At 65.6% G+C, this 18,064-nt stretch carries 14 protein-coding genes; 12 read left to right on the top strand and 2 right to left on the bottom strand.

The window, feature by feature from the left end; all coding sequences use genetic code 11:
* Window positions 1-123: 123 nt before the first annotated feature.
* The 6 genes from MHEC_RS24205 to MHEC_RS11925 are packed head-to-tail and all read left to right on the top strand — an operon-like array spanning window position 124 to window position 9,636.
* The gene (locus tag MHEC_RS24205) at window positions 124-315 is read left to right on the top strand and encodes a hypothetical protein (RefSeq protein ID WP_048893061.1); all 192 of its coding nucleotides are present in this window, start codon (window positions 124-126) and stop codon (window positions 313-315) included.
* Window positions 305-1,825, top strand: coding sequence for a type VII secretion protein EccB (eccB, locus tag MHEC_RS11945; protein WP_048893060.1), 1,521 nt, complete (start codon window positions 305-307; stop codon window positions 1,823-1,825). The genes MHEC_RS24205 and eccB overlap by 11 nt, the downstream gene beginning before the upstream one ends.
* Window positions 1,822-5,994 carry a type VII secretion protein EccCa gene (gene eccCa, locus MHEC_RS11940; RefSeq protein ID WP_048893059.1) on the top strand — a complete coding sequence of 1,391 codons (4,173 nt, stop codon included), beginning with the start codon at window positions 1,822-1,824 and terminating at the stop codon, window positions 5,992-5,994. The genes eccB and eccCa overlap by 4 nt, the downstream gene beginning before the upstream one ends.
* 27 nt (window positions 5,995-6,021) lie before the next feature.
* On the top strand, window positions 6,022-7,230 hold the full coding sequence (locus tag MHEC_RS11935; protein WP_048893058.1) for a glycosyltransferase: 1,209 nt from the start codon (window positions 6,022-6,024) through the stop codon (window positions 7,228-7,230).
* Window positions 7,231-7,244: 14 nt separating this feature from the next.
* Window positions 7,245-8,453 carry a glycosyltransferase gene (locus tag MHEC_RS11930; RefSeq protein ID WP_048893057.1) on the top strand — a complete coding sequence of 403 codons (1,209 nt, stop codon included), beginning with the start codon at window positions 7,245-7,247 and terminating at the stop codon, window positions 8,451-8,453.
* 13 nt (window positions 8,454-8,466) lie between these two features.
* Complete coding sequence (locus MHEC_RS11925) at window positions 8,467-9,636, top strand: glycosyltransferase (RefSeq protein WP_048893056.1); 1,170 nt, start codon at window positions 8,467-8,469, stop codon at window positions 9,634-9,636.
* Window positions 9,637-9,653: 17 nt separating this feature from the next.
* Here the strand turns inward: MHEC_RS11925 and MHEC_RS11920 are convergent, their stop codons facing one another.
* Entirely contained in the window at window positions 9,654-10,826 is a 1,173-nt protein-coding gene (locus MHEC_RS11920; RefSeq protein WP_048893075.1) for a cytochrome P450, read from the bottom strand.
* Between the two features lie 165 nt (window positions 10,827-10,991).
* Here MHEC_RS11920 and MHEC_RS11915 point away from each other — a divergent pair, with 165 nt between their 5' ends.
* The 5 genes from MHEC_RS11915 to MHEC_RS11895 all read left to right on the top strand — a co-directional run bounded on the left by MHEC_RS11915 (window position 10,992) and on the right by MHEC_RS11895 (window position 16,352).
* The gene (locus tag MHEC_RS11915; protein ID WP_048893055.1) at window positions 10,992-11,186 is read left to right on the top strand and encodes a ferredoxin; all 195 of its coding nucleotides are present in this window, start codon (window positions 10,992-10,994) and stop codon (window positions 11,184-11,186) included.
* 259 nt (window positions 11,187-11,445) lie between these two features.
* Window positions 11,446-12,660: a PPE family protein gene (locus tag MHEC_RS11910; protein ID WP_048893054.1), complete on the top strand. Its 1,215-nt coding sequence runs from the start codon at window positions 11,446-11,448 to the stop codon at window positions 12,658-12,660.
* A 599-nt stretch (window positions 12,661-13,259) separates the two neighbouring features.
* Window positions 13,260-14,456, top strand: coding sequence for a PPE family protein (locus tag MHEC_RS11905; protein ID WP_048893053.1), 1,197 nt, complete (start codon window positions 13,260-13,262; stop codon window positions 14,454-14,456).
* A gap of 316 nt (window positions 14,457-14,772) precedes the next feature.
* On the top strand, window positions 14,773-15,072 hold the full coding sequence (locus MHEC_RS11900) for a PE family protein (RefSeq protein WP_048893052.1): 300 nt from the start codon (window positions 14,773-14,775) through the stop codon (window positions 15,070-15,072).
* Window positions 15,073-15,086: 14 nt separating this feature from the next.
* On the top strand, window positions 15,087-16,352 hold the full coding sequence (locus tag MHEC_RS11895) for a PPE family protein (RefSeq protein WP_048893074.1): 1,266 nt from the start codon (window positions 15,087-15,089) through the stop codon (window positions 16,350-16,352).
* On the opposite strand, the gene MHEC_RS11890 is transcribed toward MHEC_RS11895, so the two are convergent.
* Window positions 16,324-17,415 carry a class I SAM-dependent methyltransferase gene (locus tag MHEC_RS11890; RefSeq protein ID WP_048893051.1) on the bottom strand — a complete coding sequence of 364 codons (1,092 nt, stop codon included), beginning with the start codon at window positions 17,413-17,415 and terminating at the stop codon, window positions 16,324-16,326. The two genes, MHEC_RS11895 and MHEC_RS11890, sit on opposite strands and share 29 nt — an antisense overlap.
* Before the next feature lie 336 nt (window positions 17,416-17,751).
* Here MHEC_RS11890 and MHEC_RS11885 point away from each other — a divergent pair, with 336 nt between their 5' ends.
* Entirely contained in the window at window positions 17,752-18,051 is a 300-nt protein-coding gene (locus MHEC_RS11885; protein WP_048893050.1) for a PE family protein, read from the top strand.
* Window positions 18,052-18,064: the final 13 nt, after the last annotated feature.

Here is an 18,064-nt window from a genome sequence, read left to right as displayed (position 1 = left end):
GGCCACGTAGGCGTCACCGAACCACCCGGCTGGCTCGATACTGTCCGACCACATTGCTCGCTGTGCCGACTTTGCTGTCGGCCGCTACCATGCCAGTGACGAGGGATTTACGCGGTGGGGGATATGACGATCGACAACGCGGTCGAGCGCACCATCGCTGGCGCCGCCGGCGACCTCGTCGCGGCAATCCGCGGCAGACACGTCGTCGCGTGGCGAGGTCGGTGGGGGTGCCTTACGGTTATCGATGTACATGAGGCCGCGGCCGGTGCCGAGGCATTTCGTCGAACGGGGATCGTGACTCAAAGTGCCACCTGAACAACGCGGGCAGCACAGGTCGGGGTATGGCCTGGGACTGTCGACCCGAACCCAGGTCACCGGTTATCAATTCTTGGCGCGCCGCACCGCGATGGCGTTGACGCGGTGGCGCGTCCGCATGGAGGTCGAACCCGGCCGCCGTCAAGTATTGGCGGTGGTGGCGTCGGTGTCGGCGGCAGGCGTGATCTGCCTCGGCGCGCTGCTTTGGTCGTTCATCAGCCCGTCGGGTCAGATGGGGGAGTCGCCGATCATCGCGGACCGGGACTCGGGGGCGCTGTATGTCCGGGTCGGCGACACCTTGTATCCAGCGTTGAACCTGGCGTCGGCGCGGCTGATCGCGGGGCGCGCGGAGAACCCACACAAGGTGCGGTCAAGCCAGATCGCCGAGCAACCGCACGGACCGATGGTGGGCATCCCGGGTGCGCCGTCGGACATCTCACCGACCAGTCCGGCGTCGTCGTCGTGGCTGGTGTGTGACGCGGTGACCGCGGCACAGGGTGTGGGGGCGCCGGCGTCGGTGACCGTGACGGTGATCGACGGCACCCCGGATCTGTCCGGCCGCCGGCACGTGCTCAGCGGCTCGGACGCCGTGGTACTGCGTTACGGCAACGACACCTGGGTGATCCGCCAGGGGCGCCGGTCGCGCATCGACGCGGCCAACCGTGCGGTGTTGCTGCCGTTGGGATTGACGCCCGAGCAGGTCAAACAGGCCAGCCCGATGAGCCGGGCGCTCTACGACGCGCTGCCGGTCGGCCCGGAGCTGGCGGTGCCCAAGGTGCCGGACGCCGGCAAGCCGGCAGGCTTCCCCGGCGCCCCGGCGCCGGTAGGTGCTGTGCTTGTCACGCCGCAAATTAGTGGGCCCCAACAGTATTCGGTGGTGTTGCCCGACGGCGTGCAGACCATTTCACCGATCGTGGCCCAGATTCTGCAGAACGCGGGCACCCCGGCGGGCAGCATGCCGGTGGTGGTGGCGCCTGCGACACTGGCGAAAATGCCGGTGGTCCACGGTCTGGACCTGTCGGCGTACCCGGACAGCCCGCTGAACGTGGTGAACATGAAAGAAAACCCGGCCACCTGCTGGTGGTGGGAAAAGACCGCCGGAGAGGAGCGGGCACGCGTCCAAGTGGTCTCGGGCCCGACGGTGCCGATCGCCACCGGCGACACCCACAAGGTGGTGTCGCTGGTCAAGGCCGACAACACCGGCCGAGAAGCCGACCGCGTCTATTACGGGCCGAACTACGCCAATTTCGTCGTCGTCACGGGCAACGATCCCGCGGCGTCGACAGCGGAATCGCTGTGGCTGCTGTCGAAATCCGGGGTGCGCTTCGGCGTGGACAACTCGCGTGAGGCCCGCACCGCGCTGGGGTTGACCTCGACGCCGAGCCCGGCGCCATGGGTGGCACTGCGCCTGCTCGCGCCCGGTCCGATGTTGTCGCGGGCGGACGCGCTGGTGCGCCACGACACTCTTCCGACCGACACCAACCCTGCTGAATTGGCGGTACCGAAGTGAAACAAGGATTCGCACGCCCAACGCCGGAGCGGGCACCGGTCGTCAAGCCGGAGAACATCGTCTTACCCACGCCGCTGAGTGTTCCGCCGCCGGAAGGCAAACCGTGGTGGCTGGTGGTGGTCGGCGTGCTGGTGGTCGGCCTGCTGGTCGGCATGGTGGGCATGACGGTGGCCAGCGGGTCGCGGCTGTTCCTGGGGGCCGGCGCGATTTTTCCGATCTTCATGATCGGCGGTGTCGCAATGATGATGTTCGGCGGCCGCTTCGGGGGCACCCAGCAGATGAGCCGGCCCAAGCTCGACGCGATGCGTGCGCAGTTCATGCTGATGCTCGACATGCTGCGCGAGACCGCCCAGGAGTCGGCCGACAGCATGGACGCCAACTACCGCTGGTTCCACCCGGCGCCGACGACCCTGGCGGCCGCAGTCGGGTCGGCGCGAATGTGGGAGCGCCAGCCCGACGGCAAAGACCTCAACTTCGGGGTGGTGCGGGTCGGAGTCGGTATGACGCGTCCCGAAGTGACCTGGGGAGAGCCCCAGAACATGCCGACCGACATCGAGCTGGAGCCGGTCACCGGTAAGGCGCTGCAGGAGTTCGGCCGGTATCAAAGCGTCGTCTACAACCTGCCCAAGATGGTGTCGCTGCTCGTCGAGCCCTGGTACTCGCTGGTCGGTGAGCGCGAGCAAGTGCTGGGACTGACCCGCGCGATGATCTGCCAGCTGGCGTTTTCGCACGGCCCGGACCACGTCCAGATGATCATCGTCACTTCCGATCCCGACCGGTGGGACTGGGTGAAATGGATTCCCCACTTCGGCGATCCCCGCCGTCGCGACGCGGCCGGCAACGCGCGGATGGTGTACACCTCGGTGCGGGAATTCGCCGGCGAGCAAGCCGAATTATTCGCTGGCCGTGGCTCTTTCACGCCACGTCATGCCAGCTCGTCCGCGGAGACGCCCACCCCGCATCACGTGATCATCGCCGATATCGAAGACCCGCAATGGGAATACGTGATCAGCTCCGAGGGCGTCGACGGCGTGACGTTCTTCGACTTGACCGGCTCATCGTTGTGGACGGGTGTGCCGCAGCGGGTGCTGCGGTTCACCGACAGCGCCGGCGTGATCGAGACGCTGCCCCGTGACCGCGACACCTGGATGGTAATCGACGACAACGCATGGTTTTTCGCGTTAGCCGACCAGATGAGCGAAGCCGACGCCGAACAGTTCGCCCACCAGATGGCGCACTGGCGGCTCGCGGAAGCCTACGAGGAGATCGGTCAGCGGGTAGTCCAGCTGGGTGCACGAGACATCTTGTCCTACTACGGGATTGAAGATGCCGGCGAGATCGACTTCAACACGCTGTGGAGCGGGCGCCGCGACTTGCTCAGCCGTTCACGGCTGCGGATTCCATTCGGCAACCGCGCCGACAACGGCGAACTGCTGTTCTTGGACATGAAGTCGCTTGACGAAGGCGGCGACGGCCCGCACGGCGTGATGTCGGGGACCACCGGCTCGGGTAAGTCGTCACTGGTGCGTACGGTGATCGAGTCGCTGATGCTGGCGCATCCACCCGAGGAGCTGCAGTTCGTCCTGGCCGACCTCAAGGGTGGGTCGGCGGTCAAGCCGTTCGAGGGTGTCCCGCACGTCTCCCGGATCATCACTGACCTCGAGGACGACCAAGCGCTGATGGAGCGCTTCCTGGAGGCCATGTGGGGTGAGATCGCCCGGCGCAAGGAGATTTGCTTTTCCGCCGGTGTCGACGGCGCCAAGGAATACAACGAGCTGCGGGCCAGGATGAAGGCCCGCGGCGAGGACATGCCACCGCTGCCGATGCTGGTGGTCGTCATCGACGAGTTCTACGAATGGTTCCGCATCATGCCGACCGCGGTCGACGTGCTCGACTCGATCGGCCGGCAGGGCCGCGCCTACTGGGTGCACCTGATGATGGCGTCGCAGACCATCGAGAGCCGGGCCGAAAAGCTCATGGAGAACATGGGTTACCGGCTGGTGCTGAAAGCCCAGACCGCGGGGGCGGCGCAGGCGGCCGGTGTGCCGAACGCGGTGAACCTGCCGTCGCAGGCCGGTCTCGGTTATTTCCGCAAGAGCGGCGACGAGATCATCCGGTTCCAGGCCGAATACCTCTGGCGTGACTACCGCCGCGGCTCCGCATACGACGGCGAGGAGCAAGCGCCGCTGACACACAGTGTCGATTACATTCGGCCGCAACTGTTTACCACGGCATTCGCGCCGCTGGAGGTCAGTGTCAGCGGACCCGACGGGCAGACCGCCCTTCCCCAGGTCGTCGACGGCGAAGCGGTCAACGGCCACCGCGGCGGTGACGGCGTTGACGAAGAAGAAGAGGCGCTGCGCACACCCAAAGTCGGTACGGTCATTATCGACCAGCTGCGCCAAATCGACTTCGAACCCTACCGGTTATGGCATCCGCCACTGGATGTGCCGGTACCGATCGACGAGCTGGTTAACCGCTTCCTGGGCCGCCCGTGGCAACAGGACTACGGCAGTGCCAAGAATTTGGTGTTCCCGATCGGGATCATCGACCGGCCGTACAAGCATGACCAGCCGCCGTGGACCGTCGACACGTCGGGTGCCGGTGCGAATGTGCTGATCCTGGGCGCCGGAGGTGCGGGTAAGACGACCGCGCTGCAGACGCTGATTTGCGCGGCCGCGTTGACCCACACGCCCGAGCAGGTTCAGTTCTACTGCCTGGCCTACAGCGGCACCGCGCTGACCACGGTGGCCGGTTTGCCGCATGTCGGCGGGGTTTCCGGCCCCACGGACCCCTACGGTGTTCGCCGCACCGTGGCCGAGGTGCTGGGATTGGTGCGGGACCGCAAACGCAGCTTCCTCGAATACGACGTGCCGTCGATGGAGGTGTTCCGGCGGCGCAAGTTCGGCGGCGAACCCGGCGGCGTGCCCGACGACGGCTTCGGGGATGTGTACCTCGTGATCGACAACTACCGGGCGCTGGCCGAAGAGAACGAGGTCCTGATCGAACAGGTGAACCAGATCATCAACCAGGGTCCGTCGTTCGGGGTGCACGTGGTGGCCACCGCTGACCGCGAATCGGAGTTGCGACCTCCGGTGCGCAGCGGGTTCGGCTCGCGCGTCGAGCTGCGCCTGGCCGCGGTGGAGGACGCCAAGCTGGTACGCTCCCGGTTCGCCAAAGACGTTCCGCCCAAACCGGGTCGCGGCATGGTGGCGGTCAACTACGTGCGCCTCGACAGCGACCCGCAGGCGGGCCTGCATACGCTGGTGGCACGCCCGGCGCTGGGAAGCACGCCCGAGGCGGTGTTCGAGTCCGACAGCGTGGCGGCCGCGGTCCGGCAGGTGGCCGTCGGCGAAGCCCGGCCGGTGCGCAGGCTGCCGGCCCGGTTCGGGCTTGACCAGTTGCGGCAAGTGGCCGCGGCCGATCGGCGCCAGGGGGTCGGCGCAGGCGGAATCGCTTGGGCCATATCCGAATTGGATTTGCAGCCGGTGTATTTAAACTTCGCCGACAACGCGCACCTGATGGTGACGGGCCGGCGCGAGTGCGGGCGGACCACGACGCTGGCAACCATCATGTCCGAAATCGGCCGGATCTATGCGCCGGGAGCCAGCACCGCGCCGCCCACGTCGCGCCCGTCGGCGCAGGTGTGGCTGGTGGATCCGCGCCGTCAGTTGCTGACCGTGCTGGGCTCGGACTACGTGGAGAAGTTCGCCTACAACCTCGACGGCGTGGCCGCGATGATGGACGATCTGGCCGCGGCGCTGGCCCGCCGGGAGCCGCCGCCGGGCCTGTCGGCCGAGGAACTGCTGTCACGGTCGTGGTGGAGTGGGCCGGAGATCTTCTTGATCATCGACGACATCCAGCAGTTGCCGCCCGGCTTCGACTCGCCGCTGCATAAGGCCGCACCGTGGGTGACCCGAGCGGCCGACGTCGGGTTGCACGTGTTCGTCACCCGCACGTTCGGTGGCTGGTCTTCGGCCGGCAGCGACCCGATCCTGCGGGCGCTGCATCAGGCCAACGCGCCGCTTCTGGTGATGGACGCCGATCCCGACGAAGGCTTCATCCGCGGCAAGATGAAGGGCGGCCCGCTGCCCCGTGGCCGGGGGCTGCTCATGGCCGAAGACACCGGCGTGTTCGTCCAGGTGGCCGCCACCGACCTGCGCCGGTAAGCCTCCTGGGGCCGACCGCGTGCGCCGATGAAATTCGTGGTGGCCGGCTATGGCAGCCGGGGCGATATCGAGCCCTGCGCCGCCGTCGGTCGCGAGCTGATGCGGCGCGGCCACGAGGTTCGGATGGCGGTGCCGTCCAACATGTTCGGGTTCGTCGAGTCGGCCGGTCTGGTGCCGGTCGCCTATGGGCCCGACCCACCGGCGTTGCTCCATGACACGGATTCGGCCACCAAGCCTGCGAACCCGATCGCCATGCTGCCCGACGTCATCGAGCACGTGACACAGCTCTGGGTGGAAATGGGTGCGACGCTGATGTCGCTGGCCGACGGGGCGGACCTGCTGTTGGCGGGCACCAACGAGCAGGCGCTCGCCGCCAACATCGTCGACTATTACGGCATTCCGCTGGCCGCGCTGCACTGCTTCCCGATGCGGGAGTTCGTTCCGGTGTTGCCTCCGCCGCTGGGGTGGCTGGATTCCCGCGTGACGGAGGAAGCGGCAAAAGCCCAACGTCGTGCACTGGGATTGCCAGATGCAACCGGGACTTTGGCCCGAGAGCGTGGATCGCTGGAGATCCAGGCCTACGACGAGTTCTGCTTTTCCGGGCTGACAGCCGAATGGGCGGACGTGTCGGATCGGCGGCCATTCGTGGGCGCGTTGACGCTGGAGTTGGCCACGGCCGCCGACGACGAGGTGTTGTCGTGGATCGCCACGGGGTCACCGCCGGTCTACTTCGGCTTCGGCAGCATGCGCGTCCCTTCGCCTGCAGAAACAGTCGGCATGATAGGCGAGGCTTGCATGCAGTTGGGCGAGCGGGCGTTGATTTGTTCGGGCGCAAATGATTTCAGCAGCGTCCCGCATTTCGACCACGTCAAGGTCGTGCGCGCGGTGAATCATTCGGCCATCTTTCCTGTCTGCCGCGCGGTCGTGCACCACGGGGGTGTCGGCACCACCATCGCGGGCCTGCGGGCCGGAGTTCCCACATTAATTCTCTGGATTGGGCTGGATTACCCAATCTGGATCTGGGCTGCAGCCATTGACCGACTGAAAGTAGGTGTTGCGCGACCGTTTTCGGACACAACTGTGGATTCACTGGTCGCCAATCTGTCCTGCGTCCTTGCTCCGGAATACCTGACGCGAGCCCGTGAGGTTGCCGCATTGATGACCAAGCCCGCCGAAAGTGCCGCCCGCGCTGCTGATCTCCTCGAGAACGTTGCCCGCTTAAACCAGTTGGGCTGATCGGGGCTGAGTCGATGAAATTTGTGCTGGCAAGCTACGGAACTCGCGGCGATGTCGAGCCCTGCGCCGCTGTGGGTAGAGAACTGCTGCGCCGAGGTCACGAGGTGCTGATGGCGGTGCCGCATAACATGCTTGGCTTCGTCGAGTCGGTGGGGCTTGCTGCCGTTGCCTTCGGCCCAGATGCGAAGCTGAGTGACGAGGATCTCATCCGCTTCTCGAATATCCCGAACCCGATCAGCATGCTGTGCACATTTGTCGAGTATGCGACCCAGCTGTGGCTCGAGATGAGCACGACGTTGGTGAGCCTGGCCCAGGGTGCCGACCTGTTATTGACCGGGATGGGCGACAAGCAAGGGCTCGCAGCCAACGTCGCAGAGTATTACCGCATCCCGCTGGCCACCTTGCACTGCTACCCCATCGCGGAGTTCCCGTCAATGCCGGCCACGCTGTCGTGGCTGGATCGGCACATCACCAAGGAGGTCGAAGACGCCCAACGCCGCGCACTGGGCTTGCCACCGGCCCCCGGGCCGGCGCCGCCGGGGATCGACCGTGGGCCGCTGCAGATCCAGGCCTACGACGAGATCTGTTTTCCGGAGCGTGCGGCCCAATCGGCGCAAGACGGTGAACGGCGACCGTTCGTGGGCGCACTGACGCTCGAGTTGCCGACCGACGCCGACAAGGAGGTGTTGTCCTGGATTGCGGCGGGAACACCGCCGATCTACTTCGGCTTCGGCAGTACCCGGGTTGAGGCTTTCGGCGACAAGGTCGCCATGATCAGCTCGGCGTGCTCGGAATTAGGCGAGCGCGCGCTGATCCACCGCGGCGTCCATGGCCGCGAAGGCATCCAGCACTCCGACCACGTCAAAGTGGTGGGCACCTTGAACTTTGCGGCGATCTTTCCAGCTTGCCGCGCAGTCGTCCATCATGGCGGTGCCGGCACCACGGCCGCGGGCTTGCGCGCCGGGATCCCGACATTGATCCTCTGGGTCGGCCACGATCAGCCGATCTGGGCAGACACGATTGAGCGGTTGAACGTCGGCCGCGCCCAGCCGATTTCAACTACCACCAGGGAATCATTGGTCAGAGAGCTGCGCTCGATCCTTGCCCCACGAACTGTCAGGCGAGCTCGCAACATCGCCACCTTCATGACTAATCCCGCCGAAAGCGTGGCACGCTCAGCCGATCTCCTGGAAGGCGCCGCTCGCCGGGAGCGGATCAGATGATCGGGTCCGACTGATGCGATTTGTGGTGGCGAGTTTTGGAAGTCGCGGCGACGTGGAGCCCTGCGCCGCCATCGGTCGAGAACTGGTACGGCGAGGTCACCAGGTACGCATCGCGGTCTCGCCAAACATGCTTGGCTTCGTCGAGTCGGTCGGGCTTGCTGCAGTCGCCTACGGGCCCGACTCGCAGGCGCTGCTGCAGGACGAGTCGTTCGTCCGCAGTGTTACGAACCCGATCAGCGCACTGCCCGATGTCGTGGAGCGCGTCACCCAAGCCTGGATGGACAAAAGCACGGTGCTAATGTCCCTGGCGCAGGGGGCCGACCTGTTATTGGCGGGCATGAACGAGCAGCCGGTCGCAGCCAACGTCGCCGAGTACTGCGGTATTCCGGTTGCTGCATTGCATTTTTTCCCGCCGGTTTTACCGGTCGGAGCGCTGCATTCGCGCATCGTAAAGGAAGCCGAAGACGCCCACCGCCGCGCACTCGGGTTGGCCGAGGTCAGCGGATCGTCAAGGTCGCTGGAGATCCAGGCTTATGACGAATTGTGCTTGCCGGGCCTGGCTGCAGGATGGGCGGAAGATGCTAACTGGCGGCCGTTTGTCGGGGCGTTGACGCTGGAGTTGGCCACGGCCGCCGACGACGAGGTCTTGTCGTGGATCACCGCGGGCAGACCGCCGATTTACTTCGGTTTCGGCAGCACGCCGATCACATCGCCCACGGAGACCGTCGCCATGATCAGCGCGGCTTGCACGCAGTTAGGTGAGCGCGCATTGATCTGTTCCGGTGCAAACGACTTCAGCACGATACCGTTGTCCGACTGCGTCAAAGTTGTGGACGCGGTAAATCACGCGGTAGTCTTTCCAGCCTGTCGCGCGGTCGTCCACCATGGTGGCGCTGGGACTACGGCTGCGGCTCTACGAGCCGGAATTCCCGCGTTGATCCTGTGGTTTTGGCTTGATCAGCCGATCTGGGCAGCCGCAGTCGAGCGACTAAAAGTCGGTTGCAGCCGCCAGTTTTCGACTGTAACTCTGGAGTCGCTGGTTGAGGATTTAAGCTCGGTGTTGGCTCCGCAATACATCACTCGAGCGGGTCAGGTTGCGGATCAGATGACAAAGTCGGCCCAGAGCGTGGCGAGCGCCGCCGATCTGTTGGAAGACGCTGCACGCCGCGGACGCTTCGGCTGAGCCTACGCAAAGTGCGACTAGTACCGTAGCGGCAACGTCTTGAGAGCAAACGTCTTTGCGGGAAAGCGAATTTCAGGAGTATATCCAGGAGCCAGTTCGAATTCGGGAATTCTGTTTAGCCATTCGCTGACGACAACAATCAGTTGAAGCCGGGCTAGGTGGGAACCCAGGCAGCGGTGTGGCCCGCCGCCGAATCCCCAGTGCCGGTGCACCTTGCCGTCCATGACCAGGTCGTCGGTTGACGTCGCGTCGCTGCCATCGCGGTTGATGGCCGCCATGCACAACTTCACCTGCGAGCCCGCGGGCAGCATCATGCCCCCGACGGAAACTGTCCGGGTGGTTACCCTGGGCGCCACCGGCGCTGACGGCTCAAGCCGGACGATCTCTTCGATAAAAACCCTGATCTGTTTAGGATTGTCGCGCAGAGTGGTTCGCAGCTGCGGCCGGCGCGCCAATTCCAGCAGCGCAAAGCCGATGGCGGCTGTCACGGTGTCCAACCCGGCCAAGATCAGCAGGTGACTCATGCCCAGCAGTTCGAGATCACTGAACTGGCCGTCGCCGGTCATGACTTGCGACAACATGTCAGTGCCCGGGTGCTGCCGGCGTTGTTTGATCGCGTCGGCGAGGTACTCGAATAGCTCGCGCGCTGAGCCGAGGACGGCTTGTGTGGCGAAGGGCTTGTCTGCGATGACAGCGTCTTTCCAGGCGATCAAGCGGTCACGGTCCTGCAACGGCAGGCCGTAGAGGTCGAGGAACACCTGAAATGGGTACAGGCTGGCCAGATCTGCCATCGCCTCGCATTCGCCGCGGTCGGCCAACGGCTCGATCATCTCCACCGCGTGTTTGCGCAGAACCGGCATCGAGTTACTCAGCCCGTGCGGGCTGAAATATGGTTGCAGGATCTTTCGGTAGCGGGTGTGCTCGGGCGGATCGAAGGCCAGCGGTACTACTGGAAACGGGGTTCCCGGGGGTTGCAGCGCCAGCCTCGACGAGAAGACGTTCGGATTGCGCAGCGCGGCCAAGACGTCCTCCCGCCGCGTCAAGTAATAGGACCCGTTCATGAAAACCACCGGCCCCGCGTCGCGCAGCACCTTCCAGCCCGCACCACGGTCGACGGCCATCGGCAGCTTGGAATATTCCAGCCGCGGCAGATGGAAGCCGCCGGGCTTCCCTTCATCCACAGTGCTCATCCCGATCGTGTCGCCGTTTGCTAAATTGACGCTCGCCTCGACATCGTATGCGCAGCAGAGCCGGCGGTCTGTCACGTGCCGCGCAGGGCGGGTCTTTTAGACTGCTCGACAGTTCTTGGCGGCTGAGCTGGCGGCCGACAAACGCGGTCGGAAAGGGCACGCTACATGAAGGTTCGTCTCGAGCAGTCAAGATGTGTGGGCCACGCCCAATGCTACGCAGTCGATCCCGAGCTTTTTCCGATCGATGAATCTGGCTACTCGATCCTCGAAGAGCACGAGGTCAGGGCCGAGGACGAGCAGTTGGTTCGCGACGGTGTGGCGGCTTGCCCGGAAATGGCGCTGATCCTCGAAGAGGATTAACGGCATATTACAAACAATCTTTTAACCCAACTGCGGATGAACAGCAGTTGGCCGGGAATGAATTGTTGGCGTCGCTGACGGCGTGTCCCGGGATGGCTCATCTAGTCTCACGACCGAGCGAGCCGTTGCCCCAAGGCCGTTCGCGGAAGGTTATCGAGACGAGAGAGCGCATTTCGTGCTGACCACACAACCTGAGAACCCGTTGCCCGCCATCGTCGGTTGCTGAGCGCCAGACACGGTCGGCTAAGGAAAGGTGTCGATGGATTTCGGGGCGTTACCGCCGGAGATCAACTCGGCCCGAATGTATTCGGGTCCGGGGCCGGAGTCGTTGCTGGAGGCCGCGGTGGCCTGGGATGGTCTTGCCGCCGAGTTGCGGTCGGCGGCCCAGTCCTACGGGTCGACCGTTTCGGAACTGACGAATGGCCCGTGGCTGGGGCCATCCTCGGCGACGATGGCCGCCGCGGCTGCGCCTTACATCACCTGGATGGGCAGTACCGCCGGACAGGCCGAGGAGACCGCCAGCCACATCAAGGCGGCGGCGGCGGCTTACGAGGCGGCGTTTGCGGCCACCGTTCCGCCACCGGTGATCGCCGCTAACCGTGCCCAGCTGCAGGCGCTGGTGGCGACCAACTTCTTCGGTCAAAACAGCCCGGCCATCGCGGCTACCGAAGCCCAATACGGCGAGATGTGGGCCCAGGACGCCGCGGCCATGTACGGCTATGCCGGTGCCTCGTCAGCCGCCTCGACGGTCACACCGTTCACCCCACCGCCACTGGCTACCAACGCGGCCGGCCTGGCCAACCAAGCGGCCGCGGTTACCAAGGCCGGCGGCACACCGGCTGGGGCCGCAGCGCAGGCGACGGCGACGACCGCGACCCAGCAGTTGACGTCAGCAGCTACCGTCCCCCAAGCGCTCCAGCAACTCTCATCGGCATCTGCGGCGTCAACGACGGATACCTCGCTGCTGGGCGGGTTGGACTTGGGCCAGGGAGCGTGGGGGCTCGGGCTCACCACCAGCAATCTCAACGCCATCATCAAGCAGACTTTGCAAGCGTATTTCGGTGTGGGGGTAATTGGATTTTTCGTCCAGATGGCCCAGCAGCTGACATTTGGAACCGGAACGACGGCCGGTGCGGGCGGGGCCTGGTACCCGACGCCGCAATTCGCCGGCCTCGCCGGCTTGGGTGGCTGGGGCGGGCCGGCGTCGGTGGCCGCCAGCGCCGGCCAAGCGGGCACGATCGGGCGGTTATCGGTGCCGCCGGCTTGGGCGGCCGCGACCCCGCAGGCGCTGGAGGCGACCGCCCCGGGCCTGCTGAGTGCGCATGCTGGCGGGCATGTTCATCCCGGTGCAAGTGGGCTGCTGCGGGGGATACCGTTGGCCGGGACAGGCATCGGTCGGCGCGCGGCGGGCGGTTTTGTCCATCGCTATGGGTTTCGTTACGCGGTAATGCCGCGCCCACCCTCCGCGGGGTAACGATAAACCTGCGCCACAAACGTTTTCGGTGTTAGCGCAGTGCTGGCTAGCCGGTTCTGCCACTGCGGGGGCGCGCGTCATCGCGATCGACGGTGACGGGTTTATTCGCACGACGATTTTTAACCCTGCAGCGTCGTCCAAACCGCAGCCTGCCGCAAGCACGCGGAATATTGAGCACCGAGCGCGAGGCATCGTTTACACAGGTCGCGAGTATGTCGCGATTATCGGGCGGCTCCGGCAGACGTGAGCGAGACAAGGGGCTGCCGCGCCGGCAAAACCGTTCGCTGACCGCGATATGGCACGGCGGTGACTGCTGCATTCGGGCACAGCCAGCTAATGTCCAGACACGCGCCATCATCGAGAAGGAAGCGGTTTCGTTGGTGACCATACGGCCGAAAACGTCGCAGCCCCGGCAATGGCAGGGCGTCGGCTCGCCGGCGAGCTTTTGCGACGCACCGATAACCGCGGCGTGTGGTCCCTCGGGCGAGTGTTGTCGTCGCTGACAGCGGCGAAGAACGTCGACGCGTATTGAGCGGCTCACGGCCATCCGCACGGTGGCGGTCGCCACGCGAATTTCGAGGCCACGAAGGGGTTGTTGCTTGCTGGATTTCGGGTTGTTGCCGCCGGAGATCAACTCGGGCCGAATGTATTCGGGTCCGGGGCCGGGCTCGATGCTGGAGGCCGCGGTGGCCTGGGACAGGCTTGCCGTCGAGTTGCGGTCAGCGGCGGCGTCTTACTCTGCAGCCATTGCAGGGCTGACGAGCGTATCGTGGCTCGGCGAGGCGTCGGCGTCGATGGCCGCCGCCGCTGCACCCTATGTGACGTGGCTGGACACAACCGCCGGTCAGGCTGAGGAATCGGCGGCGCACGCGAAGGCCGCTGTGGCCGCCTACGAGGCCGCATTAGCGGCTACCGTCCCCCCGCCGGTAATCGCCGCTAACCGTGCCCAGCTGCAGGCGCTGGCGGCGACAAATTTCTTCGGTCAAAACAGTCCCGCGATTGCGGCTACCGAAGCTCAGTACGGCGAGATGTGGGCCCAGGACGCCGCGGCCATGTACGGATATGCCGGCGCGTCGTCGGCGGCGTCGGCGGTGACACCGTTTTCCCCGCCGCCGACAACAACCCATCCGGCCGGTTCAGCCGCTCAGGCCACGGCAGTTATCAAAGCCGCCGGCACACTGGCTTCGACCGCGACCGCTCAGTCGCCGTCCGCGCTTTCCGTGCCCCAAGTGCTGCAGCACCTGTCGTCGGCGGCGTCCGCATCGACAACCACCTCGTCGCTGCTGGGCGGTCTGAACCCGGGTCAGGGCGCCTGGGGTCTCGGCCTGACGACCAGCAACCTGACGACGATACTCAAACAGTCGTTCGGTATCACGCCGTACTTCTACACCGGCCTCGGCAGTTTCGGCATGGGAATAGCGCAACAGCTGACATCCGGACCCGGCGGGACAACGGCCGGGGTCGGCGGTGCCTGGTATCCCACACCGCAATTCGCCGGGCTCGGCGGCTTGGGCAATTGGGGCGGGCCCGGGTCGGTGTCTGCCAGCGCGGGGCGTGCAGGCACGGTCGGGCGGTTGACGGTGCCGCCGAGTTGGGCGACGGCGACACCCCAGCCCGAAAGTTTCCTCGCATCAGGCTGGTCCAATACGCACATCCACCCCGGCGTACCTGCGAGCGGTGTGCTGCGTGGAATCCCCCTGACCGCGGCAGGGCTGGGCCAGCGTGCCGCCGGCGGTTTTGTCCACCGCTACGGGTTCCGTCACTCGGTGATGCCGCGGCCACCAGCGGCTGGCTGAGGGCGTCCGGCGTAGGCCCGGTCCGTTGAGCCTTTATCCGCGACGAGATTTTTATCCGACCCGGGGAGGTTGGAGTGCGCACAGCGCGGCAGCCGTCACGCCCGGACTGCCACCACATACGGGTGTTCTTCCAGGTGGCGCTGTCACCAGAGCCCAACCCAACTGCGGATGAACAGTTGATACCCGCGGATGAATACTAATCAATCGGTAATGAACACTTGGCGCTGCTCGCGCGTCGCGGTGCCGTGGCCATTTACTCTCTGTATCGAAACCGCCTTGGTGACTGGTGGTTAACGCTTATTCAGGAGGAAACCCGATGTCGTTCGTGACCACGCAGCCCGAAGCGTTGACGGCGGCGGCCGGCACCCTGTCCGGTATCGGCTCGACGGTCTCGGCCCAGAACGCGGCTGCCGCGGCTCCCACGACGGGGGTTGTGCCCGCGGCCGCCGACGAGGTGTCGGCCCTGACCGCCGCGCAGTTCGTCGCCCACGGGCAGCTGTACCAGGCGGTCAGCGCTCAGGCTGCGGCGATTCACGAGATGTTCGTCAACACACTCGCGACCAGCGCCGCGTCGTATGCGGCCACTGAGGCCGCCAACGCGATCGCGGCCGGTTAAGGAGAGAACTGGTGCTGGACTTCGGGGCATTACCGCCGGAGATCAACTCCGCACGCATGTACGCCGGGCCTGGTTCGGCGTCGCTTCAGGCGGCCGCGTCAGCCTGGAACAGCCTTGCCGCCGAGCTGAATTCGGCTGCGACCGGTTACGAGACGGTGGTGACGCAGCTCGCCAGCGAGGAGTGGCTGGGCCCGGCATCGACGGCGATGGCTAATGCGGCCGCGCCCTATGTGGCGTGGATGACCACGACGGCGGCGCAGGCCGAGCAGGCGGCCAACCAGGTTCGGTCGGCCGCGGCGGCGTACGAGCAGGCTTTCGCCGCGACGGTGCCCCCGCCGCTGATCGCAGCCAACCGTGCGCAGACCGCGCAGCTGGTGGCGACGAACGTCCTCGGGCAAAACACACCGGCGATCGCGCAGCTCGAGGCCGAGTATGGCCAAATGTGGGCGCAGGACGCCGCCGCAATGTACACCTATGCCGGGCAGTCGGCGGCCGCCACCAAAGTGACGCCGTTCGCGTCGCCTGCGCAGACCACCGATCCGGCTGCGTCGACAATGCAGGCGGCCGCGGTCTCCAACGCTGTCGGCTCCGCGGCATCCACCACGAGTTCGCAGAACGTCCTGCAACAATTACTGTCGGCGACGCCGACCTCGCTGCAGAATCTTGCGACGCCCGCGGCGTCGACGTCGCCCTCGGACCTGATTTCTAATTTCTGGTCCTCGTCCGACCCGCTTTTCAACAACCCGATTTACCAGTTCTTCTTCGGGTCAACCGCCCCAACTTCGCTTTCCGCGTTGGTGAACGCGTATTCGCCGTATGCGGGGTTCTTCTACAACACCGAGGGTTTGCCGTACTTCAGCGTCGGTATGGGCAACTCCGGGGTGCAGATGGCCAAGACCCTGGGTTTGATCGGTGGGAGTGCGCCCGCAGCCGCTGGCGGCGCCGCGAAGGCTGGCGGCGGCCTGGGTGCCCTCGGCGGCATGCTGGGTGGCGGCGCAAGCGGAGGCGTCGCAGGGGGAGCGCCCGTGTCGGCCGGTTTGGGCAACGCAGGCGCTGTCGGGGGGCTGACGGTGCCGCCCTCCTGGGTCGGTGGGGCCCCGTTGGCCAAGCCGGCGTCACCACTGCCCATCAGCAGCGTCAGCGCCGCCCCGGAGACCGGTGGTGCCGGAAACCTGCTGGGTGGGATGCCGCTGGCCGGGGTGGGTCACGGCGCGGCGGGTGCCGGTCCACGGTACGGTTTCAAGCCGACTGTCATGGCGCGTCCACCGTTCGCCGGATAACCGGAATATCCGCGAACGCGCCCGACGCCTTCCGGTAGACAAGCCAGCGCAACTCGATCGGAGAGTCGTCGCGGTCGACGTCGAACACATCGAGGCCACTGGCCCAATTGGCGTACCAACCCGTGGGGGGCCAAGCGCCCTCGGGCAGGTGGGTTTTCTCATATTCGCAGACAGGGTCGTCGGCAACCAGTTCTAAAGGCAGCCGGGCCGCCGCACTCGCCATCTCCTCGCGGGTAAAGATCATGGTATTGCACTGCTGGCCAAGCTCACGCGCAGCGTCGTCCGGGATGTAGCTCCCGCGGGGCAGAAACGCGTTGAACACCAACCGACCTGCGGGTGCCAGGCAATGGGCGGCGAGTTCAAACAGGGACCGCAGCTGTTGTGTCGTCCGGAAGTCGGGCACCACCTCGGAGACCACAACCAGCTGGTAGTCGGTGCGAAGACCATCCATCGTGGCAAAGACGTCGCGCTCGATCACGCGCACATCCAGTGCGTCCCGTTCGGCTTCCGACCGAATGATGTGTGCGAACTTGGGGGACAGCTCGATAGCGTCGACCGGATGGCCGCGTCGTGCCAGGGCCAAGGCGTTGCGTCCGGTTCCCGCGCCCACATCAAGCACCGGATAGGTTGTGGGATCGGCTGTTTCGCCGGCCAGCACCCAAACACGCGCGTCCGGCTTGGTGCCGAACAGAGGCGGCTCGCGAATCGCTAACCACTGATCGTAAGCGCTACCGAGGGTGGACCATTCGGCTTTGACACGGTAGTTCAACGTTGTGCCGACCGGAGCGTGGAATGAGATGACGATGTTCGAACGCGACGAAGCCGCGTAGGCCTCGGCCAACTGGTCTGCCAGCACGCCCCTCAGCTGAGCAAACTGCTCCGCCGAAAACCGTACTCCAAGGCCGGTGAAGATGTTGTCGCACATCGTGACGTACTCGTCGAGCATGCTGGGAACCGCCGGCAGCGTGATCTGGCCCATGGCCACCGCGCGGCGGCGCAACCGCCGAGCCATCGCTTCTCGCAGCGGCGACGAATCCGTTGATCCGCGTGCCGGATTTTCCATCAAACCCTTCTACCCGACCAGCCTCGCCGCAGACCACCGGTCGCGGGCCAAGGCGACATCGTGAAGCCGCGAATTTGTCGCCCGCTGATTTTTAGTTGATTCGACAGCGCAGGCAATCCCGGATACGAGGGCTCTTCACGAAACGTTCTCGGAAAGACCTGCCGGAACGCCGCGATGCCGTCAACTTGTTACCGGATTGTTGCTTAAGGTGAACACTTGTTGCTGCCGGGTGAACACTTTCGAACACCCGCCGTCCAAGGCGACACAGCACCTCCGCGGCCTTTACGCTCATGCACGGAGCGATTGCTCTTTAGCTATCGAGGGGAAGGAAGCTACATGTCGTTCGTGACTACACAGCCCGAAGCGTTGACGGCAGCCGCCGCCAACCTGCAGGGCATCGGTTCGGCAATGAGCGCCCAGAACGCGGCTGCGGCCGCTCCGACAACGGGGGTGGTTCCGGCGGCCGCAGACGAAGTGTCGGCGCTGACGGCTGCGCAGTTCGTCGCGCACGCCCAGATGTACCAGGCGGTCAGCGCGCAGGCCGCGGCGATTCACGAGATGTTCGTCAACACCTTGACGACCAGCGCGGGGTCGTACGCGGCCACCGAGGCCGCCAACGCGATCGCGGCCCAGTAGCGGGTCTGGCGGG

The organism is Mycobacterium heckeshornense (genome assembly GCF_016592155.1).
GTDB classification, from domain to species: Bacteria; Actinomycetota; Actinomycetes; order Mycobacteriales; family Mycobacteriaceae; genus Mycobacterium; species Mycobacterium heckeshornense.
This window is presented reverse-complemented; position numbering and strand designations above follow the sequence as displayed.